Raw genomic sequence first — 26,721 nt, forward strand, 5'->3', positions numbered from 1 at the left:
CGTCGGCGCCGTCCTTCGCTACCGTCGGTCCCGCAGCACGACCACCCTGGGAGGAAACCCGCAATGGACTACCGCACCATCGGCCAGGACCCGAAGACGCGTCGGGAGGTGAGCGTGCTCGCCCTCGGCGCGATGCTGATGGGCACGGCCACCGACGAGGAGACGTCGTTCGCGATCCTCGACCGGTACGTCGAGGCGGGTGGCACGTTCATCGACACGTCGAACAACTACGCGTTCTGGTACAACGCCAGCCAGGGCGGGGAGAGCGAGGCCCTGCTCGGCCGGTGGCGGCGCAGCCGCGGTGTCGGTTCCGAGGTCGTGATCGCGACCAAGCTGGGCGGCCGGCCCAACGCGGCCGGGCTCGCGTTCGCCGACACGGCCAAGTCCGAGAACGTCGAAGGCCTGTCGGCCAAGGTGATCCGCGAGTCCGCCGAACGCAGCCGCGAGGCGTTGGGCGTGGACCGGCTCGACCTGCTCTACGCGCACGTGGAAGACCCGCTCGTGCCGTTGCAGGAGACCGTCGAGGGCTTCGCCGAGCTGGTGGCCGAGGGCACCGTGGGCCTGCTCGGCGTGAGCAACCACTGGTCGTGGCGCGTGGAGCGGGCCCGCGCCCTCGCCGCCGCCGCGGGCCTGCCGGGCTACGAGGTGCTCCAGTACCACCACAGCTACCTGCGCGCCCGCACCGACCGCCCGGGCAGGCGCTCGCCGGACGGCAACCAGGGCGTGGTGAGCGGCGACCTGCTGGCCTACCTGCGCGCCGAGCCGTCGCTGACCCTGGTCGCCTACTCGCCGCTGCTGTCCGGCGCCTACGTGCGCGACGACAAGCCGCTGGGCCCCGACCACGACCACGCGGGCACCGCGCCGCGCCTGGCCGCGTTGCGCGAGGTGGCCGCCGAGACCGGCGCCACGGTCAACCAGGTCGTGCTGTCCTGGCTGATCGGCGGCGAGATCCCGGTCATCCCGCTGGTGGGAGCCTCCTCGGTCGCCCAACTGGAGGAGAGCCTGGCCGCCGTCGACCTGCACCTGACCGCCGACCAACGAGCCCGCCTGGACGCCGCCCACTGACCGCCGACGAGCACGCGGGCACCCCATCGGGTGCCCGCGCGCTCCGCGTCCCCGTACCGCGGCCACGAGTGCGTACCCTTCCTCCGAGTCGGTGACCGAAGGAGCGGGTGCGGGGATGACGGCAGGACGACCGGTGCCCACGCGGGACGACGTGCTCGGCTACTTCGACACGCTGTCGAACTGGGGGCGCTGGGGCGACGACGACCAGCTCGGCACGCTCAACCACATCACCGACGACGTCCGACTGGCCGCGGCACGGGCCGTGCGCCACGGCCGCGGCGTGTCGTGCGCCTGGGAAGTCGCCGTGCCGCGGGATGTGGAGCGGTCCACGACCACCTGCCCGTGCGCCGCCGACATGCCGGGCGGCGAGAACGTGCCCGTGCCCGCCTTCCACGCCGACCGCCGCTGGGGCTTCTCGACCGAACGGCTCGGCCTGACCTTCCACGGCAACACCATCACCCACCTCGACTCGCCTTGCCACCTCTTCTGGGACGGCAAGATGTACAACGGGCGGCCGCACACGCTGGTCGACACCGAGACCGGATCGGCGTGGGCGGCCGTCACGGCGGCGGCGAACGGGATCGTCACGCGCGGCGTGCTGCTCGACGTCGCACGGGTCCGCGACGTGCCGTGGCTGGAACCGGGGGAGGGCGTGTTCCCGGAAGACCTCGAGGAGGCCGAGCGCCGCCAGGGCGTGCGGGTGCGGCCCGGCGACGCGGTGCTGCTGCGGACCGGCTACGGCCGGGCCCGGCACGAGGTCGGCGAGTCCGCCGGCTTCACGCAAGCCGGCTGGCACGCGTCCTGCCTGCCCTGGCTGCACGAACGGCAGGTCGCGCTGATCGGCGCGGACAGCCCTCAGGACGTGCAGCCGTCGGGGTACGACGACGTGCTGATGCCGGTCCACGCCGTGGGCCTCGTCGCGATGGGCCTGTGGCTGCTGGACAACTGCGACCTGGAGGCGTGCGCGGCGACGGCCACCGACCTCGACCAGTGGGACTTCCAGCTCGCCGTCGCCCCGGTCCGCTTCGCCGGCACCTCCGGCAGCCCGGTCAACCCGATCGCCACCTTCTGACCGAGCCGATCAGGACCGCCACCAGCCTACGAGCGACCGGCGAAGAACTCCCTGATGTCCCCGACCAGCAGGTCCGGCACCTCCATCGCCGCGAAATGCCCGCCCCGCGAGAACTCGCTCCAGTGCTCGACCGGGTACACCCGCTCGGCCACCTTCCGCACCGACAGCACGATGTCGTGCGCGAACACCGCCACGCCCAACGGCGCCGGGCACGCGTTCGTGACGATCCCCGTCTCCCGCGCCAACCGGGCCGACGACCCGGCCGTCCCGGTGAGCCAGTACAGCGTCACGTCGGCCAGCACCCGGTCCACGTCGATCCGCGACTCCGGATCCGTCCACTCGGTGAACTTCTCCGCGATCCACGCCAACAACCCGACCGGCGAATCGGTCAACGCGTACGACACCGTCTGCGGCCGCGTCGCGTGCAGCACCTGGTACCCGGGCCGGTTGCGCATCATCGCCCTGATCCGCTCCAACCGCCGCTCGTCCTCCTCGGACAACCCGTCCAACCCCTCCACCGGCGGCGTGGGCAGGTAGTTCACGTGCACCGCCACCACGTTCTCCGGCGCGACGACGGCCATCTCCTTGGCGATCCCGGACCCCCAGTCCCCACCCTGCGTCCCGTACCGCCGGTACCCCAACCGCTCCATCAGCTCGGCGAACGCCCTCGCCACCCGCCCGACGTCCCAACCCCGCGAGGTCGTCGGCCCGGACAACCCGAAACCGGGGATCGACGGGATCACCAGGTGGAAGTCCCGCGACAACGGCTCGATCACGTCCAGGAACTCCAGCACCGACCCCGGCCACCCGTGGACCAACACCAACGGCAACGCATCGTCCCGCGCCGACCGCACGTGCAGGAAGTGCACCCGCTGCCCATCGATCTCCGTCGTGAACTGCGGCCACCCGTTCAACTCCGCCTCGTGCCGCCTCCAGTCAAACCCCTCCCGCCACCGCTCGACCAACCGCCGAACCTCACCCAGCGGAAACCCGTAGTCGAACCCGGCATCGGGCAACTCCTCGGGCCACCGCGTCCGCGCCAACCGATCCGCCAGCTCATCCAGCTCCGCCTGCGGCACGTCCAGCACGAAGGGCTTGATCATCATCACTCACTCCATTGGTCTCACCAACGTTGGCAGGACCAACGATACCTCATAACCGTTGGTCAGACCAACGACCACCCTGGCGCACTGCGGTACCCCCGGCCCCCTGCCCGTCCACTGGCACGCCCTTCCCGCAAAACGAGGGCTTCGTGTCATCCCGCCGACCTGGCTCCGCCCTGCCGCACGTGTCAAGGGGAGCGCGGGTTCGGCTTTGCCCGCGGCCTTCACTGTGGGCCGCGCTCCCCTTGACGCGTGTGGTAGCCCGTAGGGAGGTCGGTGGGATGACACGAAACCCGGCCCCACAACACAACAGGGGCTTTCAGGCGTAGTTGGGGTCATCCTGCTGATCTGCCCGTCCGGCGAGGACTCTTTCATCTTTGCTTTTGAAGCTTTTCGTTTCTACCCCAAGCCGCTACTCACTCCCGGCTCGATTTGACATGGGGCCCTTACGGGCACTCCAGGCAGGCCAAAGCCGGCAGGCCCGGCGGGGAAAAGCGTCCCGCCAGGCCTGCCGGCTTCGACCAGCCTAAAGCACCCGAACCCATGTCAAATCGGGCCTCTGCGGTGGGGTTCCGGGTCCGATGTGGGGCTGTTGAGGCTGGTTTCGAGGTCCGTTGTGGTGATTGGGTTTTGTCACCAAGTGCTGTTGGACAGTCCGGTTCCGAGGTAGATCTGGTCGAATCCGTTGCCGTCGTTGTCGTCGGTGTAGACGACCGTGATCTGTCCCCAGGCGTCGACGCCGAGTGCCGGTTCGTCCTGCCTGCCCGTGGCGGTCGACACGGTGGCCTGTCGTGGCAGGCGGCCGGTGACCGAGCCGTCCGCGTTGAGGCCCTGCGTGACGACGTCCTGGGCGTCCACCGCCGACACCACGACGTTGATCTGGTCGTCGATGCCGATCTGCGGGTCCGCACCCGCGAGCACGGCATCCGCCGCGGTCCGTGCCGCACCGCCGGCGGTGAACGAGCGCACGCCCACCTGTGCCGTGCCGGTGTGGTCGGTTTCCCACGCGACCGCGTGGTCGCCGTTGAAGTTCGCTGCCACGACCGGCCGTCGTTGTTGGCCGTCGCCGGTGGCGTTGGCGACGCCCTGGGCGAGCTTCGCCCCGCCTGACGGGGTCAGGATCTTCCGGCCGATGTTGAAGTAGCCGTTGCCGTCGCCGTCCTCGTCCCACACCACGATCGCGTTGCCCGCCGCGCCCATGGCCACGTCCGGCCGTTGGTGGGTGCCGCCCGCGGTGTGGACCTGGGCCTCGTAGGTCTTCGCCGTCACGGACGCGTAGCCGGCGATGCGGACCGTGGGGTTGGTGGAGGTCTGCTTGTCCTCCCACACGACGGCGAAGCCGGTGCCGTCGGGGTCGGCGGCGACGGCGGGGTTGAGCTGTTGGCCGTCGGTGCCGGCGTTGGCCCGCGCCGAGCCGGTGACCGTGCCGCTGGTGTTCAGCTCCCGCACCTGGATGTTGTAGTAGCCGTTGCCGTCGCCGTCGTCGGCCCACACGACGACCGCCGAGCCGTTGTCGTGCACGGCGACGTCCGGCTGCACGTGCCGCCAGGTGCCGGTGCCGCCGGTGGACAGCTTCTTCTCGTAGCGGGACACGCCGTCCTTGAACAGCCGGACCCACACGTCGCTGTGCGCGGGGTCGTCGGGCGTGGTGTCGTCGCGGTCGTCTTCCCAGACCACGGCGGTCCAGCCGTTGCGGACCGCGGACACGGCGGCGTTGTCCTGGTCGCCGGTGGCGGTGCTGTTCGCGGTGGTCCACGTGGCCGCCGCCGAGGCCGTCGTGGCGGCACCCAGCAGCAGGGGCGCGGCGAGCACCGGCGCCGCGATCATCATCGTCAGCTTCTTCATGGCGCCTGCAATCCTGGGTTGCCTGCCTGGACGACGTAGCTCTGCAACGTGCGGACCGGGTAGTCCCGCGTGGTGACCCGGTCGACGAAGCGGAAGTCGACGTCCACCCGGGTCGGGGACGTGACGGTGCGGACGTAGCCGCGCAGGTTCTTGTAGAACTTCACGTGCGGGTTGAGGCTGGACAGGCCGGTGTCGGCGGCGCTGCCGTCACCGCCGGACGTGATCGACGTGGTCACCAGCTCGGTGCCGACGACCCGGTCCTGCGCGGCGTAGTCGTTCATCAGGTCGGCCGCCCACGACCGGTGCACGTCACCGGTCAGCACCACGGTGTTGCGCAGTCCCGCCGCGTCCCAGCCGCGCTGCAACCGGCCCCGGTTGGCGCTGTAGCCGTCCCACGAGTCCATCGACTTCGCGCCGTCGGCCGAGGCCAGCTTCTGCGCGAAGAACACCTGCTGCCCCAGGAAGTCCCAGGTGCCCAGCTTCTGCCGCATGCCGTCGAGCAACCACGCCTCCTGCGTGGCGCCGAGCAGGGTGCGGGCCGGGTCGTCGGCCTCCGGGCACACCTTCGTGCCGTCGCCGCACGCCTGGTCGTCGCGGTACTGGCGGGTGTCGAGCAGGTGGAACGTCGCCAGGCTGCCCCAACGCACCCGCCGGTACAGCTGCATGTTCTCCGCCACCGGCGCCTGCGCGGCGCGCAACGGCATGTGCTCGTAGTACGCCTTGTACGCCGCCGCGCGCCGCACCTTGAAGTCGCCGGCGGGGGAGGTGTTGGCGCGCACCAGGTTCGCGTAGTTGTTCTCGACCTCGTGGTCGTCCCACACGACCAGCCACGGCGCGGCGGCGTGCGCGGCCTGAAGGTCGACGTCCGTCTTGTACTGCGCGTGCCGCACCCGGTAGTCGGCCAGGTTCGCGATCTCCGCCGACGGCGCGAACTGGCGCACCTTGGTGGTGCTCGCCCCGCCCTCGTAGATGTAGTCGCCCAGGTGCAGGATGAGGTCCGGGTTCTCCTCGGCCATGCGCCGGTACGCGGTGAAGTAGCCCTCCTCGTAGTGCGAGCAGGAGGCGAACAGCATGGTCAGCGACGGGCTCGTGCCGACCGCCGGCGCGGTGACGCCGCGGCCGACGGGGGAGATGTGCCCGGCGGCGCGGAACCGGTAGAAGTACTCGCGGCCGGGCAGCAGGCCGGTCACCTCGACGTGCACGCTGTGCGCCCACGACTGCGTCGCGGTCGCCGTGCCGCTGCGCACGACCTGGGTGAACCGCTGGTCCGTCGCGACCTGCCAGTCCACCGCGACCGAGGTGCTGCCCATGCCGCCGAGGCCGTCGGCGTTGAGCGGGCTGGGCGCGAGGCGGGTCCAGATGACGAAGCCGTCCGCGGCGGGTTCACCGGAGGCGACGCCCAACGTGAACGGGTAGGAGATGGCGTTCGCGGTGGTGGGGGCGAGGACCGTCACGCCGGCGCTCGCGATGCCGCCGGCGATGAGCGTTCGTCGGGTCAGTGGGGACATCGGCTCTCCTTCGGTGCAGGGCCGGGAAGAACGCGTTCCGGTACTGCGTACACGCCGAAGGTGATCAGTGGCCATCCCCGACGTGTACGCCGGGTGGAGCGGCCGAAGCCGCCTCGGGCGCGGCCGACCGGCCGCCCACCGGAGCGGGGGCACGACTGCGCAGGTGAATGGCTGTCCAACTAGCCGATGTATTGGTTACAGAAGAACCTGGCGAATGCCGACGACACCCGCCGATCGGGAAATTCCATCGCGCGAGGGCCGGTCAGGCCGCGGTGAGGGCGTCGCGCAACGCCTCGAACGCCGCGTACTCCTCCTTCTGGTCCACCGGCAACTGGTAGGCGACCGAGAGCAGCTTCGGCACCGACGGGATCACCGTGAACCGGAACGTGCGGCCGTCCGTCGTCCTGACCACGAACCGGCCCTGGAAGTCGCGCCGGCGCACGGCGGCGCGGTTGACGTCGGTGATCGGCACCGGCGCGCCGGCCCGGATCACGCCCCGCTCCTCGTCCACCGGAACCACCACGAGATCGGTCCCACCCGGCCGGAAGCCCACGACGAAGTCGGTGACGGTGGTGGTGCGCAGCACGATGAAGTTCTTCTGCCTGATCTCCGCCGCGTACACCTTCGTGTAGCTCGCGCCGTCCTCGACCACCGAGTCGAAGGCGGCGTGCAGGGCGGCCTTGAGCTCTTCCTTGCTGGGCATCGGGAAACCCCTCCCGGGCTCGAGGTGGCAGCGCACTGTACCGGTGCCCGCCGACACCGGTCAGCCGCGCGTGCTCTCCCGCACCACGAGCGAGAACGGCGTCCGCACGTGCTCCGGCGGCCGTCCCGGGTCGTCCACGCGCCGCCGCAGCAGGTCCACCGCGGCCCGCGCGATCGCCGCCTTGTCCGGCGCGACCGTGGTCAGCGACGGCAGGCTGTACCCGCCCTCCTCGGTGTTGTCGAACCCGACCACGGCCACGTCGTCCGGCACCCGCGCACCGCGTTCCGCCGCGGCCCGCACCGCGCCCACCGCCAGCAGGTCGTTGAAGCAGAACACCGCGTCCGGCGGCTCGACCGCGGCCAGCAGCCGCGACATCGCCTCCGCGCCGTCACGCCGGTGGTAGTTCACCGCGGTCGCGACCAGCTCCTCGCGCACCGGCAGCCCGGCTTCGGCGAGAGCCCTCCGGTAGCCCTCCAGGCGCTGCGCCGCCGTGCCCCGGTGGGGGTGCGCGCCGATCGCCGCGATCCTCGTGCGCCCCAGCCCGACCAGGTGCGCCACGGCCACCCGCGCCGCCTCCACGTTGTCGATGCCGACGTGGTCGATCGGCAGGTCCACCGAGTGCTCGCCCAGCATCACCACCGGGATGCCCGGCGCCAGCTCGCCGAAATCACCCGCCTGCAACGCCTCCGGGCTCACGATCGCACCGTCGATCATGTGCGGGCCGAGCGAGGCCAACGTGTCCCGCTCACCCTCGCGCGTGCCCAGGGTCTGCTCGATCAGCACGTTCCACTCGTGCTCCTGCGCCGCACCGAGCACCAGCCCGGCCAGCTCCGCGAAGTACGGCACGACCAGCTCCGGCAGCACCAGTGCCAGGAAGCCGGTCCGGCCGCGACGCAGGTTGCGCGCGCCGAGGTGGGGCCGGTAGCCGGTGGCGGTCAGCGCCTCCTCGACCCGGCGGCGGTTCTCCGGCTTCACGAACGCGTACCCGTTGACCACGTTCGACACCGTCTTCACCGACACGCCGGCCAGCGCGGCGACGTCCTTGAGCGTGGCCAAGCGGCGCCTCCGGTCGTCTCGATCGCTTTACAACGTTGTACCAACGATGTAAGAACAAGAGAAGTGACCCAGGTCACTGCTGCACGCACCGCGTCACGAGCACCCACGTCACCGCACCCTGCCGATCGTGGAGCCACCCATGCGCAAGCCGATGTCCGCCCTGACCGCACTGCTGGTCCTGGGCACCCTCGTCCTCGCCCTGCCCGGCACCGCCACCGCCGCCGTCTGGCAGCCCAAACCACCACCCCTCACCACCCCGTGGACCGCTCAGGTGTCGCCGACCAACGCGTTGCCCGAGTACCCGCGCCCCCAGCTGGTCCGCCCGGACTGGCTCAACCTCAACGGCGTGTGGGAGTTCACGGGCGCACCGAACCTGTCCTCGCCACCGTTCGGCCGCCCACTCGCCGAGGGCGTCCTGGTGCCCTACCCGATCGAGTCCGCGCTGTCGGGCATCAAGCGGCACGAGGACCACATGTTCTACCGCCGCACGTTCACCACGCCGGCCGGGTGGAACGGCCGCCGGGTGAAGCTGAACTTCGGCGCGGTCACCTGGGAGACCCGCGCCTGGGTCAACGGCGTCGCCGTCGGCACGCACACCGGCGGGTTCGACGCGTTCACGTTCGACATCACCGACGCCCTGCGCGCCGGCGACAACGAGGTCATCGTCGGCGTGCGGTCCACCGTGGACGGCAGCCTGCACCCGATCGGCAAACAACGCCGCACCCCCGGCGGCATCTTCTACACCGCCGCCTCCGGCATCTGGCAGACCGTGTGGCTCGAACCGGTCGCCCCCAACCACATCACGCGCCTGGACACCACGCCGGACGTGCCCGCCGGCGTCCTCGACCTGGTCGTCCAGGGCACCACGGGCCAACCCGTGCGCGCCGAGGTGCTCACCGGCGGCCGGGTCGTCGGCACGGCCACCGGCACCTCCGGCACCCACCTGCGCGTGCCGGTGCCCGACGCCCGGCTGTGGTCGCCCGACGACCCGTTCCTCTACGACCTGCGCGTCACCATGGGCAGCGACGTCGTCACCGGCTACTTCGGCATGAGGTCGCTGGGCAAGGCGATGGTCGGCGGCGTCATGCGACCGCTGCTCAACGGCAGGTTCGTCTTCCAACTGGGCACCCTCGACCAGGGCTACTGGCCCGACGGCGTCTACACCGCGCCCACCGACGCCGCCCTGCGGTTCGACCTGGAGCGGCAGAAGGCGCTGGGTTTCAACATGGTGCGCAAGCACATCAAGGTCGAGCCCGCCCGCTGGTACTACCACGCCGACCGGCTCGGCCTGATGGTGTGGCAGGACATGCCGTCGTTGGACGCCGTCGACGAGGTGCCCAGCGGCCGCGCCCACTTCGAGTCCGAACTGCGGCGCGTGATCGAGCAGCTCAAGGGCATCACGTCCATCGTGCAGTGGGTGCCGTTCAACGAGGGCTGGGGCGAGTACGACGCCGGCCGGATCGTCGACCTCGTCCGGTCGATCGACACCACCCGCCTGGTCAACCACAACTCGGGCGCCAACTGCTGCGTCTCCGACCCCGACCCGGGCAACGGCGACGTCATCGACGACCACGCCTACCAGATGTCCGCCGGCACCCGGCCACCCGACGCCAACCGCGTCGCCGTGCTCGGCGAGTTCGGCGGCCTCGGCCGGCGGGTCACCGGCCACGAGTACCAACCGGGCGCGGGGTTCGCGTACGGCGAGCTCTACCCGGACGAGGCGTCGTTGACCGGGCGGTACGTGGAGATCACCAAGGAGGTCGGCCGGTTCGTGCACGCGCGGGGCCTGTCGGCGTCCGTCTACACCGAACCGTACGACGTGGAGAACGAGATCAACGGCCTCTACACCTACGACCGCCAGGTGCTCAAGGTGTCCGAAGCCCGCGTCCGCGAGGTCAACCGGCGGGTGCTGGCGATCGCCGACGGCACCGAGGTCGGCCGCGGCGAGGCGATCTCGCTGCGCGTCACCACCCCCGGCTACACCGACCGGCACCTGCGGCACCGGGACGGGCCGGCCCGCACCGACGTGATCTCCGACGACCTGGGCCGGCTGGACGCCACCTTCTGGGCCAGGCCGGGGTTGGCCGACCCGGCGTGCCTGTCGTTCGAGTCGCGCAACTACCCCGGCCGGTTCCTGCGGCACTCCGCGTTCCGGGTGCGGTCCGACCAGGGCGACGGGTCGGCCGCGTTCGCTTCCGACGCCACGTTCTGCGCCCGCGCCGGGGCCGGCGGCACGGTGCTGGAGTCGCGCAACCTGCCCGGCCACTACCTGCGGCACTACCAGGAGAACGTCTACCTGGCCCGGTCCGGCGGGCCCAACCCGTGGGACGGCGCCACCAGCTTCGCGGCCGACACCACGTGGGCGGCCGTCGTGCCGCTGTGGCGCAGCGGCGCGGACCTCCCGCTGGACCAGGCGCGGTCGTTCCGGGTCACCACGCCCGGCTTCACCGACCGGTACCTGCGGCACCGCGACGGCCTCGCCCGCACCGACGTGGTCGACGCGGGCAGCCCGGCGCTGCTGAAGGCCGACGCGACGTTCGTCGTCCGGCGCGGGTTGGCCGAGCCGTCGTGCTACTCGTTCGAGTCGCGCAACTACCCGGGCCAGTACCTGCGGCACGCGCAGTTCCGGGTGCGGTTGGCCGCGTCGGACGGCAGCGAGCTGTTCCGGCGCGACGCGACGTTCTGCGCCCAGCCCGGTGTCGGCGGCGTGCGGTTGGCGTCGGTGAACGAGTTGGGCGCGAGCGTCCGGCACTACGCGGAAGAGGTGTGGGTGGCGGTGAACGGCGGCGCCCACACCTACGACAGCCCCACGTCGTACGACGCGGACGTGAGCTGGGCGGTGAGCGCGCCGTGGGCACCGTGACGCCGACACACCCGTGAGTCCTTTGTGGACCCGCACGGCGGTGCTGCTACCGTGCGGGTCCATGAAGGGCTTCGCCGTGCTCGGCACGGTGCTGGTGTGCGTTCTCGCGCCGATCGCCATGGTGTACGGGTTGATGGCGTTCACGCCGACCGGCAGCTGCGACTACTCGGTGTCCGGTGTGTGCTCGTACGGGCGGTTGCCGATGATCGTGGCGTCCGGGGGGACCGCGCTGGTGTGGGCGGTGTCGGTCGTGCTGACCTGGGCGGGCACCCGCGGCCGGCCTCGGGTGTACGTGCCCTACGCGGCGCTCGTGGTGATCGTGCTGCTGCTCGTCGTGGCCGGGCGGGTGGCCGGGTAGACCGAGCGGGCGAGCCAGACGAGCGCGCCGCCGACGATGACGTGCAGGGCGCTGGTCAGCGGGGTGTCCGGCAGGCGTGCGGCGAGGGTGAAGACCGGGAGCGCGACGGCGTAGGCCCAGGTCGGGACGGGCGGGTGGACGCGCGCCCGGATCATGCTGATCGCGAAGGTGACCGTGCCGAGGGCGAAGATCAGGGCGCTGGCGCCGAGGACCGCCACGGTCGGTGCCGCGAGCTTCGGTTCGTCGAGGTGGAAGACCACGATGTTCAACGCGTACGCCGCCGCCCCGAACAACCCGAGCCCCACGAAGTTCACCACGTACCCGACCGTGCCGAGCGTGGTGCGGGGTTGCTTGAGGTAGAGGGCGGTGATCAAGGGCGCGGCCAACGCCGGCGACACCCCGATCACGAGACTGGTCGCGGCCGTCTCCCCGACAAACCCCTCGACCGCTCCGGGCAGGGCTATGAAGAGCCCCGACAGCACACCGCAGAAGGCACCGAACCGCATCAGGAACGTCATGCTTTCGGACGATATTGCCGCTGGTAGCGGCCCTGGGAGTGCTGATCGACTACTCTCGGGGGTGCCGATCGACACGTGCCACCACGCCGCCACGATCGGGTGAACTCACACATCGACTCAAAGAAAACGCTGTTTTGCCTGCCCTCGAACGTCGGTTGAAACAAGGAGGCCGCCACCAACCCCCCCGATGCCACCCCGAAACCCCCACCCCGGGCCGTAACCTGCCGGACGTGCGCCCACTGCCGTGGTTGTCGCCCCTGCTGTGCGGGGTGGTGCTGGCCGCCGGCACCTACGCCGGCCTGACCGGCCTGGGAGAGACGCGGTGGACACCGTTCGCCGCCGGCCTGACCGCCCTCGCCCTGCTCGACACCCTCACCACGCGCCGCCGAGCTGCCGGCCGACGCCCCCCGACAGGCGCGCCGCGACCACGGTCGTCGACAGCGGTGTCACGGCCCTCGGGACTCGGTCGGCGGTCCCTGCGACTCGGACCCCAGCCGCTCGGACCCCAGCCGCTCGGGTCGCGGTCGCTCGGGCTGCGGTCGTTCGGGTCGCGGTCGTTCGGGTCGCGGTCGCCGGCGGTCGAGCCGCAGTCGTCCACGGTCGAGCCGCAGTCGTCCACGGTCGAGACACTGCCTCCGGACCTCGTGCCGCAGCCACCAGCAGCCGGGCCGCGATCGTCAGGGGCCGAGCCGCAGCCTTCACGAGTCGAGCCGTCGTCGTCGCGGGCCGCGGCGGGGGCGCCGGTGGTCGGGGCGCGGTCGCCGGGCCCGGGGTCGCCGGGCCCGGGGTCGCGCTCGCCGGGTGGGGATTCGCGGTCTTCGGGCGTGCGGGCGGGATCGTCGGGGACCGGGTCGCCGTCGGGGCCTTCCGGGTCGTCGTGGTGGCGTTCGGGGTCGGCGGCATGGGGTTGGGTGGTCGGGGCGTGGTGGCGGGCGGTCGGGGGGTGGTGGCAGGCGCTTGGGTGGCGGCTCGGGTGGCGGCTCGGGTGGCGGGTGGCGGCGGCGTTGGTGTTGGTGGTGCAGGCGGGGCTCGTGGTGGTGGTGGCGTTCGCCGATGGGTCCGGGATGGCGCGGGTGTTGTTCTTGTTGTTGCCGTTCGGGGCGTACTTCGCGTTCGGGCGGGTGGTGGCGGTCGGGGTTGGGGTCGGGGTCGTGGTCTTCCTGGTGGCGGCGTTCGAGATCACCGTGCCGGGGTGGACCCGGTCCGTCGAGCACGTGTCCGACCTGGTGATGTTCGGCATCGGGGTGGTGTTGGCGTTGGCCATGGCGGAGATGTCGGCGGCGGCGGAGCGGAATCGGGTGGCGCGGGACGTCCATGACGGGCTCGGGCACCACCTGACGGCGGTGTCCGTGCTGCTGGAGAAGGCGTCGGCGTTCCGGGAGATCGACCCGGAGGTGGCCGATCGGGCGGTCGCGGACGCTCGGGAGGCGGCGCGGCGGGCGTTGGAGGACGTGCGGACGTCGGTGAGGGCGTTGCGGGAGCCCTTCCGGTTGGGTGAGTCGTTGGGGCGGCTCGTCCACGGGCTCGGCGTGTCTGTCACCTGTACGGGTGACGAATCCCGGTATGCGCCCGCCGTGTTGTCGGCGCTCTACCGGGCCGGGCAGGAAGGGATCACGAACGCGATGCGGCACGGCGGGTCCGACGTCACCGTGACGGTGCACTGCGGGCGCCGTGAAGCCCGGCTGGTGGTCGAGGACGACGGACCGGGCTTCCCGCCGGAACGAGAAGGGTTCGGGCTGAGCGGGGTGCGGGAGCGGATCGGGCAGGTCGGTGGGTCGGTCGAGGTGGACTGCGCGGCGGGCACCCGGCTCACCGTGGTCGTGCCGAGGGTGATGGGGTGAACGAGGTGGACGACGTGCGGGTGGTCGTGGTGGACGACCAGCAGCTCATCCGCGAGAGCATCGCCGCCCTGTTGGGCCTCCAACCCGGCATCGCGGTCGTCGGCACGGCCGCCGACGGGCGGGCGGCCGTCGACCTCGTCCTCACGCACAACCCCGACGTCGTCCTGATGGACGTCCGGATGCCCGTGATGGACGGCATCGACGCGCTCCGCCGGTTGCGCGACCACCGGTCCAAAGTGGTCATGTTGACCACCTTCGACGACGAGGAGTACGTGGTGCGCGCCCTGAAAGAGGGTGCGAGCGGCTACCTGCTCAAGGACCGGCCCGCGGCCGAGCTCGCCGCCGCCGTCCGGCTCGCCCACTCGGGTGTGGTCCAGTTCGACCCCGCCGCCGCCGCCCGCCTGGCCGCCGCGCTGCGACCCGCGCCCACCGAACGGGCCGACGGCCTGACCGAACGCGAGCTGGACGTGCTCCGCCTGCTCGCCACCGGCCGCACGAACCGCGAGATCGCCACCCGCCTGCACGTCAGCGAGGGCACGGTGAAGAACCACGTCTCCCGCATCCTCGGGCGGCTCGGCCTGCGCGACCGCACGCAGGCCGCCGTCTACGCCCGCGACCAGGGCCTGCTCCCGCGCCCTACACCGGGATCATCCCCATGAACAGCACCAGGTTCGGCGACCCCGCACCCGGGTTCGCGATCACCCCGGGCGTGGCGTTGGCCCGCAGCGCCTCGGCCACCGCCACCGCCGAGTCGCCGGGGAACCGGTGCCGCCACAGCGCCGCCACGCCCGCCGCGTGCGCGGACGCCGTGGAGCCGCTGATCGTCGAGTACGCGGTGTCCGACGTGCCCCACGCCGACGTGATGTTCACGCCCGGTGCCCACACGTCGATGCACGGGCCGTAGTTGGAGAAGCTCGCCTTCGCGTCGTTGGCGTCGGTCGCGCCCACGGTCGTGGCCAACGGCGTGCTGCCGGGGGAGAAGGCGCACGCGTCGGCGTTGGAGCCGCCGGACACCACCGAGTAGTGCACGTTCGCGTTGATCGACCGGGTGATGGCGTCGTTGAACGCCTGGTTCGCGCTGCCGCCCAGCGTCATCAGCGCCACCGCCGGTCGCCCGCCGGCCGCCGCGTCACGGGTCGCCCAGTCGATCCCGGCGATGATCTGCGCGTACGTGCCGGAGCCCTGGCAGTTCAGCACCCGCACGGACACCAGCGTCACGTCCTTCGCCACGCCGGTGGTCCGGCCGCCGACCGTGCCGGCCATGTGCGTGCCGTGGCCGTTGCAGTCGTTGCCGGGCGGGGTGACGCCGCCGACCGCGTCGAAGCCGGGCACGGCCCTCCCGCCGAACTCCTGGTGCGCGTAGCGGATGCCGGTGCCGAAGACGTACGCCCGCACGGACGACGCCGTGTTCGGGTGGAAGTACTTCTTGTCCAACGGCAGCGAGCGCTGGTCGATCCGGTCCAGGCCCCAGGAAGGCGGGTCGGGCTGCACCACGACGTCCCGCGCCACGACGTCAGGCGCCACGACGTCGCGCACGGCGGCCGGGCGGTCCTGCGCGCCCAACCCGACCCGGACGTCCTGCGCCACGTACGCGACGCGCGGGTCGGCCGCGAGCCGCCGGGCCCGCGCCGCGTCGGCCCGCATCGCGAACCCCGGCAGCGCCGCACCGTAGGTGAACGTGACCTCCGGCGCGGCGGACCGGGTGGCGGCCAGGTCCTCGTGCCGCTTCAGCACCACGATGTAGCTGCCGGCCACGGCCTGGGGGTGGTCGGCGTACCGCACCGGCGCGGCGTGAGCGGTCGGGGCGACGAGGCCGGCTAACAGCGCGCTCGCCACGGTGACGTGTCCGATCTTCACAGCTCCTCCAACAGGCAGGGTTTCGTCGGGGAACGTGCTCGTCCTTGAACCACAGCACGACCACCCGCGCGGCGACAGGTCCGATCAGAGTTCAACGATCAGTCGCCCGGTGGTCAACTTTCAGCCTTCTCGGGGGTGGAAACTGCATTCGGTGGTCAGGCGTTGGGCTGAACGGGTGAACGGAACGGGGTCGGGCTAACACCGGATCGGGGGACGTCGACAGCAAGGCCACCGGCGCGCACACACAGGGGGTTTGCGCTCATGGTCAAGAAGAAGAACGGTTCGCCGGCCTCGCTGCGGCAGTTCGTGCGCACCAAGGGCGCGGACTACCTGCGCGACCCGAACGTGTCGTCGATCGGCATCGGCTACCGGGTCGTCGACGGCAAGCCGACGAACGAGATCGCCATCCAGTTCACCGTCCGGCAGAAGGCCGAGCCCGAGGCGTTGCGCGCGCTCGGCACCGCGCCGCTGCCCGAGACGATCGAGGTGGACGGCGTCGCCGTGCCCACCGACGTGCTGCAACGCGAATACCGCGTCGACTTCCAAGTGGTGGAGGAGAGGGTCAGCGACGTGCGCAAGACGCGCGTCGACCCGGTGGTGCCGGGGGTGAGCGTCGGGCACGTGCGCGTCTCCGCCGGCACGGTCGGCTGCGTCGTCTACGACCGCCTCGACGGCACCCCGTACGTGCTCAGCAACTGGCACGTCCTGCACGGCCCGACCGGGGCGATCGGCGAGGACGTGGTGCAGCCCGGGGTGCACGACGACAACCGCACCGACCGCAACCGCCTCGGCCGGCTCGTCCGGTCGCACCTGGGCGCGGCGGGCGACTGCGCCGTCGCCACCGTCGAGGACCGGCGGTTCGAGGCGGAGATCCTCGACCTCGGCGTGCGGGTGGACAGCCTGGGCGAGCCGGAGCTGGGCGACAAGGTCGTCAAGAGCGGCCGCACGACCGGCGTCACGCACGGCGTGGTCCGGCGCGTGGACACCCTGGTCAAGATCGACTACGGCCCGGGGGTCGGCGAGCGGCAGATCGGCTGCTTCGAGATCGCGCCGGACCCCGCGCGCCCCGCCGCCAACGGCGAGATCAGCATGGGCGGCGACTCGGGCGCGGCGTGGGTGTTCAAGGCGGCCAACGGCCGGACCGGCCGCACCCTGGCGGGCCTGCACTTCGCGGGCGAGTCCGGCGACAGCCCCGACGAGCACGCGCTGGCGTGCCTGCCCGGCTCGGTGTTCGAGAAGCTCGGCATCACGCTCACGCCGCCGCGCGCACCTCAGACGCGCGCCGCGCTCGTCGGGTTCGACGAGGACTTCCTCGGCACGCCGGTGGGCGTGCCCGAGCTGGGTGAGGCGGCACGGGCGGACGCGGTCGAGCTGAACGGCTCCGCCGTGATCGACTACACGCACTTCTCGTTGGCGCAGAGCAAGTCGCGGCGGTTCGCGTTCTGGGTGGCGTGGAACATCGACGGCGGCGACCTGAAGTCGATCAACCGCACCGGCATCCCGTTCGTGCTCGACCCGCGGCTGCCCGCCGAGTTCCAGGTCGGCGACGAGCTGTACCGGGGCAACCGGCTCGACCGCGGGCACCTGGCGCGGCGCGCGGACCTGCTGTGGGGCCCGAAGGCGGTGGCGGAGCGGGCGAACGTCGACTCGTTCTTCTTCACCAACATCACGCCCCAGATGGACGACTTCAACCAGAGCATGCGGCAGGGGCTGTGGGGCCGCCTCGAGGACGCCGTGATGTCCGATGTGGACGTCGACGACCTGCGGGTCAGCGTCTACGGCGGCCCGGTGTTCCGGCCGGACGACCGGGTGTTCCGCAGGGTGGCGCTGCCGCGCGAGTACTGGAAGGTGATCGCGTTCGCCTCGGGCGGCACGCTGAAGGCGCGGGCGTTCGTGCTCACGCAGAACCTGAACCACCTGGAGTCGCTGGAGCTGGACGAGTTCCGCGTGTTCCAGGTGCGGCTGGCCGAGGTCGAGCAGCGCTGCGGCTTCACGTTCCCGGCGGTGTTGACGGCCGCGGACACGCTCGTGGTGCCGGAGTCGTTGGACGAGCGCGCGCCGCTGGAGGCGTTGAGCGACATCCAGTGGTGAGCCGCGCGCGTCACCCCGCCTTGCCGGCGCCGGCGCGGCGGGCGTAGGCGCGGGCGGCTCGGGCGCGGTCGCCGCACCGGGTGGAGCACCACTGGCGGCGGCCGTGGCGCAGCAGGTAGCGGTTGCACGGGGCGGAGTCGCACCGGGTGAGGCGTTCGGCGTCGGGGCCGGTGAGCAGGTCGGCTCCGTTGGCCGCGAGGGTGGCCAGCGCCCGGTCGAGGATCTCGTTGGTCGGGCACGGGGTCGCGCGGTAGGGGCCGGTCTTCTCGTCCCACTGCAACAGCGCGGCCGTGGGTGCCTTGCTCAACGCGTCGTTGACCGCGGACAGGGCCGACGGCAGGGCGGGCACGCCGGTGACCCGTGCCGCGAACAGCGACCTGAGGTTCTCCCGCAACGAGCGCAGCTGCGTCACGCACATCTCCCGCACCCCGGCGTCGGCCGGCGCGAGGCCGCGGTCGAAGAGCCACTGGTTCGTGCTCTCCGGCGTGCCCAGCAGGTCGATGAACTGCCCGCCCGGCAGCGCCACGGCGCTGTTGACGAAGTCGAGGGCGAGGTGGTCCTCCGCGCCGGGGGCGGGCGACGGCACAGGCTCGTCGGTCATGCTTCTCATGGTACGAGTTGTTTTCTTCCGTGAGAGGGGGCTACCGTCCCTCACGGATAACCACTTGATCATCCGTGAGGTTCTGATGACTGGCCGTGATCGCCTCCCCGTCCGCGTCTTCGGCGGGCCGACCGCCCTGTTCGAGTACGGCGGGCTGAGGTTCCTGACCGACCCCACGTTCGACGCACCCGGCGACTACCCCGTGCCGCGCGGCCTGCTGACCAAGACCGCGCCGGCCGCCGCCACCCCGGCCGACCTCGGCCGGATCGACGTGGTGCTGCTCTCCCACGACGAGCACCCCGACAACCTCGACCACGCGGGCCGCGCCCTGCTCGCCGACGTGCCGCTCACCCTGACCACGCCCGGTGGCGCGCAGCGGCTGGGGGAGAAGGCGAAGGGGCTCGCGGACTGGGAGTCCGTCCGGCTCGGCGACGGCGCGGTCACGGTGACCGGCGTGCCCGCCGTGCACGGTCCCCGGGCCAGGGAGGAGGTCGAGCCGCTCACCGGCCAGGTCGTCGGCTTCGTGCTGACCGGCGACGGCCTGCCCACCGTCTACGTCAGCGGCGACAACGCCTCGCTGGACGCGGTCGAGCGGATCGCCGAGTGCTTCGGCCCGGTGGACACGGCGATCCTGTTCGCCGGCGCGCCCCGCTTCCCGATCCTGTTCGACGGCGGCCTCATCGTCCTCGACAGCGCCCAGGCCGCGCGGGCCGCCGAGATCCTCGGCGCGCGTCAGGTGGTGCCCGTCCACTACGACAGTTGGACGCACTTCACCGAGGGGCGGGACGACCTGGTGGCCGCGTTCACCGCCGCGGGCCTGCTCGACCGCCTCGACCTGGGCGTGCGCGGCTGACCGCGACCGCTCCCGGCGGCCCCCGCGAAGGGTCCGCCGGGAGCGGTCGGTGGTCAGTCCGTCGGCGTGGCGGCGTCCTCCGGCACGTCGGCACGACGGCGGGAACGCAGGCTGGTCAGCGTCACGGTGGCCAGCACCAGGATGATCACCGCCAGGGACAGCGGCGTCGGGATCTCCGGCACGCCGGGCCAGATCCCGTGCGCCCAGTGCAGCACCAGCTTCACCCCGATGAACGCGAGGATGATCGCCAGCCCGTGGTTGAGGTGGACGAGCTTGGCCAGCGCGGACTGAAGCACGAAGTACAGGGCGCGCAGTCCCAGCAGGGCGAACGCGTTGGTGGCGAACACCAGGTACGGGTCGTCGGTGATGCCGTAGACGGCGGGCACCGAGTCCACGGCGAACACCACGTCGGTCGCGAACACCGCCACCACCACGACCGCCAACGGCGTGAGCGCGCGCCGCCCGTGCTCGCGGACGGTGAGGCGGGCGCCGCGGTAGTCGTCGGTGACCGGCATCAACCGGCGCAGCAGCCGCACCGACCGCATCCGGGAGATGTCGCGCTCGCCGCCGTGCCCGGTCATGGCCTCGTGCAGGATCTTCACCGCCGAGGCGAACAGCACCAGCCCGAACACCAGGAACGCCCACGTGCCCGCCGCCAGCATCGCCGCGCCGGCCGCGATGAACACGCCACGCAGCACCAGGGCGCCGACGATGCCGTAGAGCAGCACGCGCTGCTGCACGTCGGACGGGACGGCGAAGGCGGCGAGCAGCAGCATGAACACGAACAGGTTGTCCACCGACAGGGACTTCTCGACCACGAACCCGGTCATGAACTCCACCGCCCGGTCGGTGCCGAAGGCGCTCCACAACCAGACGCCGAACCCCACCGGCAGCGCGAGGTAGAACACCGACCAGCCGGCGGCCTCCCGCATCGACACCTCGTGCGGGCGGCGGGTGACCGCGAAGTCGGCGACCAGCAGCGCGACCAGGACGGCGATGCTGACCACCCACAGGCCCGTCGACCCGACGGACTCCACGGGGCTCGCCGAAGCGGCGGCGTGCACAGGCATGACAGGCTCCTCGAACACCGGACGTCCGAGGTCTCCTTCACCCTGTCGGGCGGCCCACCGGGGACACCTCACGGGATGTCCGTACTGACCGGCCAGGCACTTGGGAAGTACTCCCCTCGGCGCCCATTATCAACGACGGGGAGCGGTTAGTAAAGCAGCGGTAAAGGTGACCGGGATCGCGTCGGGTCGTCCACCGTGCGTGACGATGTGTCTCACTCGCACGGGTGAGTGGCCACTAGACTGGGCCGCGTGCCCCCAGGTCGTCGGCTTCTCGCGCTGCTTGCCGCCTCCGCGCTCCTGGGCACGGTGACGGCGTGCAGCGACCCGGAGGCCAGCGGCTCGGTGCCGATCTCGCCCGTGGAGAAGGCCGCGTCGCCCGTGCCCGCGCCGCCACCCGTGCCGAAGAAGCTCACGCTCGCCGTCGACCGCCCGCGCGAGAGCGCCGGGGTCGTGGTGCAGGGCGTCGGTGACGCGCCGTACAACTACGCGCCCGCCGTGATGCGCGACGGCGGGCGGATCAGGGCCTGGTGGTGCAGCCAGATGGGCATCGCGCACCCCGGCGGCGACGACATCCTCCACAGCGAGGGGCCGTCGCTGGACGGCGGGTTCAGCACCGCCGCGCCGGTGTTCTCCGGCAGCTCCACCAGCTTCGACGCGATGCACGTGTGCGACCCGTCGGTGATCCGGGTCGGCGGCGTCTACTACATGTACTACACGGGCGCGTCCCGCGACGACCACGCCAACGGCAGCTCCATCGGCGTCGCGCTCAGCCCGGACGGCGTCACGTGGACCCGGGCCAACCAGGGTCGGCCGATCGTGGTGCCGGCCAACGACGTCATCCGCGAGAACGTCTACGGCGCGGGCCAGCAGTCCGTCGTGCACGTCGACGGCTGGTTCTACCTGATGTTCACCGACACCACGGGCCGCGCGTCGCACCCGAACGGCGCGGGCCAGTACGTGCTGCGCGCCCGCGACCCCCTGTTCACCAAGGGCTTGCAGGCGTTGGGCGACAAGGGGATGGAGCCGGTGGCGGCGACGAACCTGCCGCGCACCCGGTCGGTGGTCGAGGCGTTCAGCGCGGACTGGATGTGGATCGACGCGGTGTCGGCGTTCGCGATCGCCCACTCGACCGACGCGGGCACCACGGTGACGTTCTGGAACGAGGACTTCACCCGTCAGCCGTTCGACCCGGTGCTGATCCCCGGCGTGTGGCGCGAGGGCCCCGGCCTGGTGCGCACCCCCGAGGGCCACGCGCCCGTCGACCCGGTCGACCCGTGCGGCCGGGTGTCGTTGGACGTGTTGCGCGCCACCGTGATCGGCGGGGCGAACGCGCCGACCGACATCCGGCACTTCGGCCTCGACGCGGTCGGGATGGCGGGCTGCGCCACGAAGTCCGAGGCGAGCGCGCTCGACCGCTTCGCCGTGCCGTCGCCGGAGAACACGGTCGACCTGGTGGTCGGCGACGAGGTGCTCCGCTTCGAACGCCGGTCCGTGGCCAAGGAACTGGCCCGCGCCGTGCTGGACGAACGGCCCGCCGTGGTCGACTCGCTGCCGGTCGCGGCCCGCGTGCCCGCGGGCGCGGAGGCGGTGCGCTCACCGGACGGCGCGGTCGGGCTGGTGCTGGACGGGAAGCTGTGGGTGGTCGGCTCGGTCGACGTGGCGGTGCTGAACTCCTCGCCGGTCAAGGCCGTGTCCGCCGAGCAGTGGTCCCGCTACGCGCGGGGCGGGGAGCTCACCGCGCCCTGAGCGGTCGTGGCCGGCCTTCCCCGCTGTCCATGGGCGCGAGGGGCCGCGGCCCGGTCGCCCGCATGGACCCCGAGCCGACGGCCCGGTCGTCCACCGCCTCGGACCGCCCGGGACGGTCCGGATAATCCGTCGCCCGTCCCACCACCGCGGACCTACAGTCGTCCGAATGGACTTGAGCGCCCTTGCCGTTCCCCACACCCTCGCCCGCCTGGAACCGTTGCTGCCGCCGTCCCCGGCACGTGTCCTGGAGGCCGGCTGCGGTCGGGGCGCGCTCGCCGCCGCGTTGGCCGACCTGGGTCACCGGGTCACCGGTGTGGACCGTGACGCCGACATGGCCGCCGCGGCCCGGGAACGCGGGGTGACGGTCGTCGAGGCCGACATCCGTGAGGTCTCCGGCGAGCACGACGTCGTCCTGTTCACCCGTTCCCTGCACCACGCCGACGACCTCGACGGCATCCTCGCGCACGCCCGCCGCCTGCTCGTGCCCGGCGGGCGGATCATCATCGAGGAGTTCGCCTGGGAACTCGTGGACGAAGCGGCCGCGGATTTCGTCTACGACAACGGCGCCCTCCTGGTCGCCGCTGGCCTGCTCGATGCCGAGATCGCAGGCGAGGACCTGCTCGACCACTGGATCACCGGCCACGAATTCCTGCACGAGGGCTCCGCCATGCTCGACGCCCTCGGTCGCGTCGGCTCGGACCTGACCGACCTCCGCACCGCCATGCTGTGGCGCCTGGTCCACGGCCGCGGCGGCACCTGGACCGGACCGGCCACCCGCGCCGCCGACGCCCTCGACGCCGTCCGCCGAGCCGAGGAACGCCGCATCGCCACCGGCACGCTCCCACCCATCGGCATCCTCGCGTCCGTGCGCCGATAACATCGGAAGCCGCGGCGGGCACCGCGTGCCGTCGCCGGTCCTGTGCGATGCTGGTCGGGGGGGCGATCCGACGGGAGTGGCGACGACAAGTGGTGATCTTCGGCTTCTCGACCAAGGTCGTCGTCCTGGCGATGCTGACGTTGGTGTGCCCGAGGTGCGGCAACCAGTCCGCCCACCCGCTGCACAAGGCGGTCACGAGGTTCACGTTGTTCTTCGTCCCGCTGATCCCCGTGAAGACCCGGTACGGCACGCAGTGCACGTTCTGCGGCGTCACCAACCGGCTGTCCGCGGACGAGGCGGCACGCCTGCGCCACCAGGTGGGCTGACCGCGCCGGGGTCAGGTCCGGGCCGCGCCGACCTTCCAGTAACCGCTGAACATGACCGAGCGGCGGTCCAGGCCGCGGTCCTTCACCAGGTGCCTGCGGACCGCGGTGGCCAGGGACGACTCGCCGCACACCCAGGCGTAGGCCGGGGTGGGGCCGGGCAGGTCGGTCACCGCGCGCAGCACGTGCGAGCCCGGCGCGTCGGTGCCGCGGTGCAGCCAGGTGACCGCGGCGTCGACGTCCACGTGGAAGTCCTCGGTCGGCACCTCGGCGAAGATCCGGGTGCCCGCGGGGACGCCCGCCTCCACGATCGCGCACAGGGCGGGCAGGGCGGTCTCGTCGGCGACCAGCAGCACCGAGCCCGTCGACGGCGGGCGGTAGCCCGAGTTGCCCGCGCGGAAGCCGACGGACGCGCCCGCCCCGGCCCGGCTCGCCCAGCGCGTGCCCGGGCCCGCGTCACCGTGCAGCACGAAGTCCACGTCGATCTCGGCCGCCTCGGGCCGGTGCGCCCGGACGGTGTACCAGCGCAGGTCGGGCTGGTCCGCCGCGGGCAGGGCGCGGATCGCGGTGCGCACGTTGACCCGGTCCTCGCTCGGCATGGTCAACGGGCGGCCGGGCGGCGGCACCAGCAGGCCGAAGCACTCGTCCGGGCCCGTGACCCGGTACCCGGCGAACTCCGGCGCGTGGAACGTGACCCGGCGCAGGTGCGGCCCGATGTCGGCGACCGCCGTGACCGTTATGACGAACTGGTCGAACACGGCGCGTTGGTTGGGCGTCGCCGTGAGCAGGCCCGCGGCCTTGGTGAGCACCTTGAGCTGCAACTGGTCCAACGTCGAGTACCGAGGCATGCAAGTTAGGCTAACCTAAGATCGACGCTGGGGGCACCGGCTACTCGACCGTCACGCTCTTGGCCAGGTTGCGCGGACGGTCCACGTCACGCCCCAGCGCGTGCGCGAGGTGGTAGGCGAACAACTGCAACGGCACCGACAGCGTGATCGGGGCCAACGCGTCGTGCGCCTTCGGCACCCGGATCACGTCCGTCGCCAGACCCGCCGGCAGCTCGGCGTCGGTGACCGCGATGACCGGCCCGCCGCGCGCCTTGATCTCCTCGATCGTGGCGGTGTTCTTGGCCAGCAGCTCGTCGTCGGGCACCAGCACCACCGTCGGCATCTCCGGGTTGATCAACGCCAACGGCCCGTGCTTCAGCTCCGACGCCTGGTATGCCTCGGCGTGCACGTAGGAGATCTCCTTGAGCTTCTGCGCGCCCTCCCGCGCGGCGGGCCACCCGCGCACCCGGCCGACGAAGAACATGTGCCGCGCGCCCGCGTACTTGCGCGCCACGGCCGCGATGTCGTCCTCGGCGGCCAGGACCCGCGCGATCTGGTGCGGCAGCTCCGACAGGCCGGTGACCAGGCGCCGGCCTTCGGTGATGGACAGGTCGCGCACCCGGCCCAGGTCCAGGGCCAGCATCGCCAGCGCCACGGCCATGGTGGTGAACGACTTCGTCGCCGCCACCGACACCTCCGGGCCCGCGTGCAGGAAGATGCCGTGGCCGCACTCGCGGGCGATCGTGCTGCCGACCGCGTTGACCACGCCGATCACGTGCCCGCCCTTGCGCTTGAGCTCCTGCACCGCGGCGAGCGTGTCCAGCGTTTCGCCCGACTGGCTGATCGCCACGTACAGCGTGTCCGGGTCGACCACCGGGTTGCGGTAGCGGAACTCCGACGCGGGCTCCGCGTCGGCCGGGATCCGGGCCAGCTCCTCGATCAACTGCGCGCCCAACTGGCCCGCGTAGTAGGCCGAACCGCAGCCCAGCAGCTTGACCCGGCGGATCCGCTGGTAGTCCTGCGGGGTGAGGCCCACGCCGTCCAACCGGGCCGAGGAGAACCGGTGGTCCAGCCGCCCGCGCAGGCAGCGGTCCACCGCGTCGGGCTGCTCGCGCATCTCCTTGTACATGAAGTCCGGGTGCTCGCCCAGCTCGTACTCCGCGCTCGCCACGTCGATCGCCGTGGGCGAGCGGGTGGTGCTCGTGGCGCGGGCGTCCATGGTGGACGTGCGGTAGCCGTCCGCGGTGACCGTGGCGATCTCGTCGTCGTCCAGGTAGATCACCTGCTGGGTGAAGCGGACCAGCGCGGTGACGTCGGAGGCGACCAGCATCTCCTGCTCGCCGACGCCGAGCACGACCGGGCTGCCGCGCCGCGCGGCGACCAGCTCGCCGGGCCGGTCGGCGTCCATCACGATCACCCCGTACGTGCCCTCCACCTGCGCCAACGCCTCGCGCACGGCATCTTCGAGGGTGGCCGCGCGGCTGCGGGCGACGAGGTGGGCGAGCACCTCGCTGTCGGTGTCGGAGGCGAGCGCGACGCCGTCGGCGACGAGCTGCGCGCGCAGCCGGTCGGAGTTCTCGAACACGCCGTTGTGGACGATCGCGACCCGTGCCGCCGCGTCCACGTGCGGGTGGGCGTTGCGGTCGCTCGGCTCGCCGTGGGTGGCCCACCGGGTGTGCGCGATGCCGATGGGGCCCGCCGCGCCGTCCGGCACGGCCTTGCGCAGGTCGCCGACCCGCCCGGCGGTCTTCACCACCCGCAGCTCCCCGCCGTCCGCGACCGCGACGCCCGCCGAGTCGTACCCCCGGTACTCGAGCCGGTGCAGGCCCTCCAGCAGCACGGGGACCGCGTCCCTCGGACCGACGTACCCGACGATTCCGCACATGCCCGGTGATCTCCTCTAGCCGTAGACGATGCGACGCAGCTGACGTTCGGACAACGGGGGCGCGGCCACGGGCCGCACGTCCAGCTCCTCCCGCAACACCACCCAGATCCGCGCGTTGCCGACCCCGTCGCGCCGCAACTCGGCGTGCCGCCGCAGGACGTACTCCTCCGCCGTCTCGACGAAGTAGCCCATCACGTCGGACACCACGCGCCGCGCGAGCGCGGGAGGCAACCCGGTCGTCCTGACCACGTGCCGGAGGAGCTCCTCCGGCACCTCGTCTCCCACGGGCTCCAGCATGGCCACAGCCAACCACCGGTCCAAATGCCGTGCCCGATTTCGGGCACGGCCCACCCGGCGGCCGCAAGGGACCTCGCGTAGGTGCCCGCGGATCGCACAACCCCGACGCATCCCGCTGGGCCGGGTCGTCCGAGCTGCGCAGGGTTCAGGAACGACAGGTCCCGACGCCTCTTGGTCGCCGACCCGCGACGACGTCCAGCGGCCGGCGCGTTCCGGCCTGACATCACGCCGGACCTGGCCGGAGCCCGCTTCGACGGCGACGCCGGCTGCTCGCCATCCCCCCCGACCTCGGAGACCGCACGTCTGCACGACCTGCCGGGCCGCTGGGGCCGCCTTTACGACCGGTGACGCTCGACCTCGCT

The 26,721-nt window shown here is 72.0% G+C and carries 23 protein-coding genes; 11 read left to right on the plus strand and 12 right to left on the minus strand.

Annotated elements, in window-relative coordinates; genetic code table 11:
* Nucleotides 1–63 precede the first annotated feature (63 nt).
* Together LZG04_RS31110 and LZG04_RS31115 are read left to right on the plus strand one after the other, a co-directional pair.
* A complete protein-coding gene (locus tag LZG04_RS31110) occupies nt 64–1,065 on the plus strand; it encodes an aldo/keto reductase (protein WP_233823646.1) in 1,002 nt (333 codons plus the stop codon).
* Nucleotides 1,066–1,180: 115 nt separating this feature from the next.
* Nucleotides 1,181–2,137: a cyclase family protein gene (locus LZG04_RS31115; protein WP_233823648.1), complete on the plus strand. Its 957-nt coding sequence runs from the start codon at nt 1,181–1,183 to the stop codon at nt 2,135–2,137.
* A 26-nt stretch (nt 2,138–2,163) separates the two neighbouring features.
* Here the strand turns inward: LZG04_RS31115 and LZG04_RS31120 are convergent, their stop codons facing one another.
* The 5 genes from LZG04_RS31120 to LZG04_RS31140 form a co-directional block, all read right to left on the minus strand.
* Entirely contained in the window at nt 2,164–3,240 is a 1,077-nt protein-coding gene (locus LZG04_RS31120) for an epoxide hydrolase family protein (RefSeq protein ID WP_233823754.1), read from the minus strand.
* Nucleotides 3,241–3,873: 633 nt separating this feature from the next.
* Nucleotides 3,874–5,085 (minus strand): hypothetical protein, encoded by a 1,212-nt coding sequence (locus tag LZG04_RS42100; RefSeq protein ID WP_267938398.1) that lies wholly within the window; start codon nt 5,083–5,085, stop codon nt 3,874–3,876.
* Nucleotides 5,082–6,593 (minus strand): alkaline phosphatase, encoded by a 1,512-nt coding sequence (locus tag LZG04_RS31130; protein ID WP_233823650.1) that lies wholly within the window; start codon nt 6,591–6,593, stop codon nt 5,082–5,084. The genes LZG04_RS42100 and LZG04_RS31130 overlap by 4 nt, the downstream gene beginning before the upstream one ends.
* A gap of 262 nt (nt 6,594–6,855) precedes the next feature.
* A complete protein-coding gene (locus LZG04_RS31135; RefSeq protein ID WP_233823652.1) occupies nt 6,856–7,296 on the minus strand; it encodes a hypothetical protein in 441 nt (146 codons plus the stop codon).
* A 60-nt stretch (nt 7,297–7,356) separates the two neighbouring features.
* Nucleotides 7,357–8,352: a LacI family DNA-binding transcriptional regulator gene (locus LZG04_RS31140; protein WP_233823654.1), complete on the minus strand. Its 996-nt coding sequence runs from the start codon at nt 8,350–8,352 to the stop codon at nt 7,357–7,359.
* A 139-nt stretch (nt 8,353–8,491) separates the two neighbouring features.
* Between LZG04_RS31140 and LZG04_RS31145 the strand changes: the two genes are divergently transcribed.
* A complete protein-coding gene (locus LZG04_RS31145) occupies nt 8,492–11,215 on the plus strand; it encodes an AbfB domain-containing protein (RefSeq protein WP_233823656.1) in 2,724 nt (907 codons plus the stop codon).
* 61 nt (nt 11,216–11,276) lie between these two features.
* Nucleotides 11,277–11,573, plus strand: coding sequence for a hypothetical protein (locus tag LZG04_RS31150; protein ID WP_233823658.1), 297 nt, complete (start codon nt 11,277–11,279; stop codon nt 11,571–11,573).
* On the opposite strand, the gene LZG04_RS31155 is transcribed toward LZG04_RS31150, so the two are convergent.
* Nucleotides 11,513–12,091 (minus strand): hypothetical protein, encoded by a 579-nt coding sequence (locus LZG04_RS31155; protein WP_233823660.1) that lies wholly within the window; start codon nt 12,089–12,091, stop codon nt 11,513–11,515. The two genes, LZG04_RS31150 and LZG04_RS31155, sit on opposite strands and share 61 nt — an antisense overlap.
* 911 nt (nt 12,092–13,002) lie before the next feature.
* Between LZG04_RS31155 and LZG04_RS42745 the strand changes: the two genes are divergently transcribed.
* Together LZG04_RS42745 and LZG04_RS31165 are read left to right on the plus strand one after the other, a co-directional pair.
* The gene (locus LZG04_RS42745; protein WP_308199526.1) at nt 13,003–13,932 is read left to right on the plus strand and encodes a histidine kinase; all 930 of its coding nucleotides are present in this window, start codon (nt 13,003–13,005) and stop codon (nt 13,930–13,932) included.
* A 5-nt stretch (nt 13,933–13,937) separates the two neighbouring features.
* A complete protein-coding gene (locus tag LZG04_RS31165; protein WP_233823758.1) occupies nt 13,938–14,591 on the plus strand; it encodes a response regulator transcription factor in 654 nt (217 codons plus the stop codon).
* On the opposite strand, the gene LZG04_RS31170 is transcribed toward LZG04_RS31165, so the two are convergent.
* Nucleotides 14,569–15,789 (minus strand): S8 family peptidase, encoded by a 1,221-nt coding sequence (locus LZG04_RS31170; protein ID WP_233823662.1) that lies wholly within the window; start codon nt 15,787–15,789, stop codon nt 14,569–14,571. The genes LZG04_RS31165 and LZG04_RS31170 overlap by 23 nt on opposite strands.
* 261 nt (nt 15,790–16,050) lie before the next feature.
* Here LZG04_RS31170 and LZG04_RS31175 point away from each other — a divergent pair, with 261 nt between their 5' ends.
* Nucleotides 16,051–17,880 carry a DNA/RNA non-specific endonuclease gene (locus tag LZG04_RS31175; protein ID WP_233823664.1) on the plus strand — a complete coding sequence of 610 codons (1,830 nt, stop codon included), beginning with the start codon at nt 16,051–16,053 and terminating at the stop codon, nt 17,878–17,880.
* Between the two features lie 10 nt (nt 17,881–17,890).
* On the opposite strand, the gene LZG04_RS31180 is transcribed toward LZG04_RS31175, so the two are convergent.
* Nucleotides 17,891–18,481, minus strand: coding sequence for an ABATE domain-containing protein (locus LZG04_RS31180; RefSeq protein WP_233823666.1), 591 nt, complete (start codon nt 18,479–18,481; stop codon nt 17,891–17,893).
* Nucleotides 18,482–18,566: 85 nt separating this feature from the next.
* On the opposite strand from LZG04_RS31180, the gene LZG04_RS31185 reads away from it, so the two are divergent.
* Nucleotides 18,567–19,334, plus strand: a complete 768-nt coding sequence (locus LZG04_RS31185) for an MBL fold metallo-hydrolase (protein WP_233823668.1) — start codon at nt 18,567–18,569, stop codon at nt 19,332–19,334.
* Nucleotides 19,335–19,387: 53 nt separating this feature from the next.
* Here the strand turns inward: LZG04_RS31185 and LZG04_RS31190 are convergent, their stop codons facing one another.
* On the minus strand, nt 19,388–20,404 hold the full coding sequence (locus LZG04_RS31190; protein WP_233823670.1) for a TerC/Alx family metal homeostasis membrane protein: 1,017 nt from the start codon (nt 20,402–20,404) through the stop codon (nt 19,388–19,390).
* A gap of 249 nt (nt 20,405–20,653) precedes the next feature.
* Here LZG04_RS31190 and LZG04_RS31195 point away from each other — a divergent pair, with 249 nt between their 5' ends.
* From LZG04_RS31195 to LZG04_RS31205, 3 genes are all read left to right on the plus strand, one after another.
* Nucleotides 20,654–22,150, plus strand: coding sequence for a beta-xylosidase (locus tag LZG04_RS31195; RefSeq protein WP_233823673.1), 1,497 nt, complete (start codon nt 20,654–20,656; stop codon nt 22,148–22,150).
* A 166-nt stretch (nt 22,151–22,316) separates the two neighbouring features.
* Nucleotides 22,317–23,027, plus strand: coding sequence for a bifunctional 2-polyprenyl-6-hydroxyphenol methylase/3-demethylubiquinol 3-O-methyltransferase UbiG (locus LZG04_RS31200; protein WP_233823675.1), 711 nt, complete (start codon nt 22,317–22,319; stop codon nt 23,025–23,027).
* A gap of 47 nt (nt 23,028–23,074) precedes the next feature.
* Nucleotides 23,075–23,353, plus strand: coding sequence for a zinc-ribbon domain-containing protein (locus LZG04_RS31205; protein ID WP_233823677.1), 279 nt, complete (start codon nt 23,075–23,077; stop codon nt 23,351–23,353).
* Between the two features lie 11 nt (nt 23,354–23,364).
* Here LZG04_RS31205 and LZG04_RS31210 read toward each other — a convergent pair whose 3' ends face one another.
* From LZG04_RS31210 to LZG04_RS31220, 3 genes are read right to left on the minus strand one after another with little or no spacing between them, the layout of a single operon-like run.
* A complete protein-coding gene (locus tag LZG04_RS31210) occupies nt 23,365–24,198 on the minus strand; it encodes a siderophore-interacting protein (protein ID WP_233823679.1) in 834 nt (277 codons plus the stop codon).
* A gap of 40 nt (nt 24,199–24,238) precedes the next feature.
* Nucleotides 24,239–26,062, minus strand: coding sequence for a glutamine--fructose-6-phosphate transaminase (isomerizing) (glmS, locus tag LZG04_RS31215; RefSeq protein ID WP_233823681.1), 1,824 nt, complete (start codon nt 26,060–26,062; stop codon nt 24,239–24,241).
* Nucleotides 26,063–26,077: 15 nt separating this feature from the next.
* Nucleotides 26,078–26,359 carry a hypothetical protein gene (locus tag LZG04_RS31220; RefSeq protein ID WP_267938399.1) on the minus strand — a complete coding sequence of 94 codons (282 nt, stop codon included), beginning with the start codon at nt 26,357–26,359 and terminating at the stop codon, nt 26,078–26,080.
* Between the last annotated feature and the right edge of the window lie 362 nt (nt 26,360–26,721).

Source organism: Saccharothrix sp. S26 (assembly GCF_021390395.1).
Lineage (GTDB): Bacteria > Actinomycetota > Actinomycetes > Mycobacteriales > Pseudonocardiaceae > Actinosynnema.

Excerpts from the sequence above, each read along its gene's own strand:
- LZG04_RS31150 (WP_233823658.1), top strand. The coding sequence starts at position 11,277 with ATGAAGGGCTTCGCCGTGCTCGGCACGGTGCTGGTGTGCGTTCTCGCG.
- glmS (WP_233823681.1), bottom strand. The coding sequence starts at position 26,062 with ATGTGCGGAATCGTCGGGTACGTCGGTCCGAGGGACGCGGTCCCCGTG.
- LZG04_RS31175 (WP_233823664.1), top strand. The coding sequence starts at position 16,051 with ATGGTCAAGAAGAAGAACGGTTCGCCGGCCTCGCTGCGGCAGTTCGTG.
- LZG04_RS31190 (WP_233823670.1), bottom strand. The coding sequence starts at position 20,404 with ATGCCTGTGCACGCCGCCGCTTCGGCGAGCCCCGTGGAGTCCGTCGGG.
- LZG04_RS31135 (WP_233823652.1), bottom strand. The coding sequence starts at position 7,296 with ATGCCCAGCAAGGAAGAGCTCAAGGCCGCCCTGCACGCCGCCTTCGAC.
- LZG04_RS31200 (WP_233823675.1), top strand. The coding sequence starts at position 22,317 with ATGGACTTGAGCGCCCTTGCCGTTCCCCACACCCTCGCCCGCCTGGAA.
- LZG04_RS31110 (WP_233823646.1), top strand. The coding sequence starts at position 64 with ATGGACTACCGCACCATCGGCCAGGACCCGAAGACGCGTCGGGAGGTG.
- LZG04_RS31120 (WP_233823754.1), bottom strand. The coding sequence starts at position 3,240 with ATGATCAAGCCCTTCGTGCTGGACGTGCCGCAGGCGGAGCTGGATGAG.
- LZG04_RS31185 (WP_233823668.1), top strand. The coding sequence starts at position 18,567 with ATGACTGGCCGTGATCGCCTCCCCGTCCGCGTCTTCGGCGGGCCGACC.
- LZG04_RS31205 (WP_233823677.1), top strand. The coding sequence starts at position 23,075 with ATGCTGGTCGGGGGGGCGATCCGACGGGAGTGGCGACGACAAGTGGTG.
- LZG04_RS31210 (WP_233823679.1), bottom strand. The coding sequence starts at position 24,198 with ATGCCTCGGTACTCGACGTTGGACCAGTTGCAGCTCAAGGTGCTCACC.
- LZG04_RS31115 (WP_233823648.1), top strand. The coding sequence starts at position 1,181 with ATGACGGCAGGACGACCGGTGCCCACGCGGGACGACGTGCTCGGCTAC.
- LZG04_RS31145 (WP_233823656.1), top strand. The coding sequence starts at position 8,492 with ATGCGCAAGCCGATGTCCGCCCTGACCGCACTGCTGGTCCTGGGCACC.
- LZG04_RS42100 (WP_267938398.1), bottom strand. The coding sequence starts at position 5,085 with ATGAAGAAGCTGACGATGATGATCGCGGCGCCGGTGCTCGCCGCGCCC.
- LZG04_RS31130 (WP_233823650.1), bottom strand. The coding sequence starts at position 6,593 with ATGTCCCCACTGACCCGACGAACGCTCATCGCCGGCGGCATCGCGAGC.
- LZG04_RS31180 (WP_233823666.1), bottom strand. The coding sequence starts at position 18,481 with ATGACCGACGAGCCTGTGCCGTCGCCCGCCCCCGGCGCGGAGGACCAC.
- LZG04_RS31155 (WP_233823660.1), bottom strand. The coding sequence starts at position 12,091 with ATGACGTTCCTGATGCGGTTCGGTGCCTTCTGCGGTGTGCTGTCGGGG.
- LZG04_RS31220 (WP_267938399.1), bottom strand. The coding sequence starts at position 26,359 with ATGCTGGAGCCCGTGGGAGACGAGGTGCCGGAGGAGCTCCTCCGGCAC.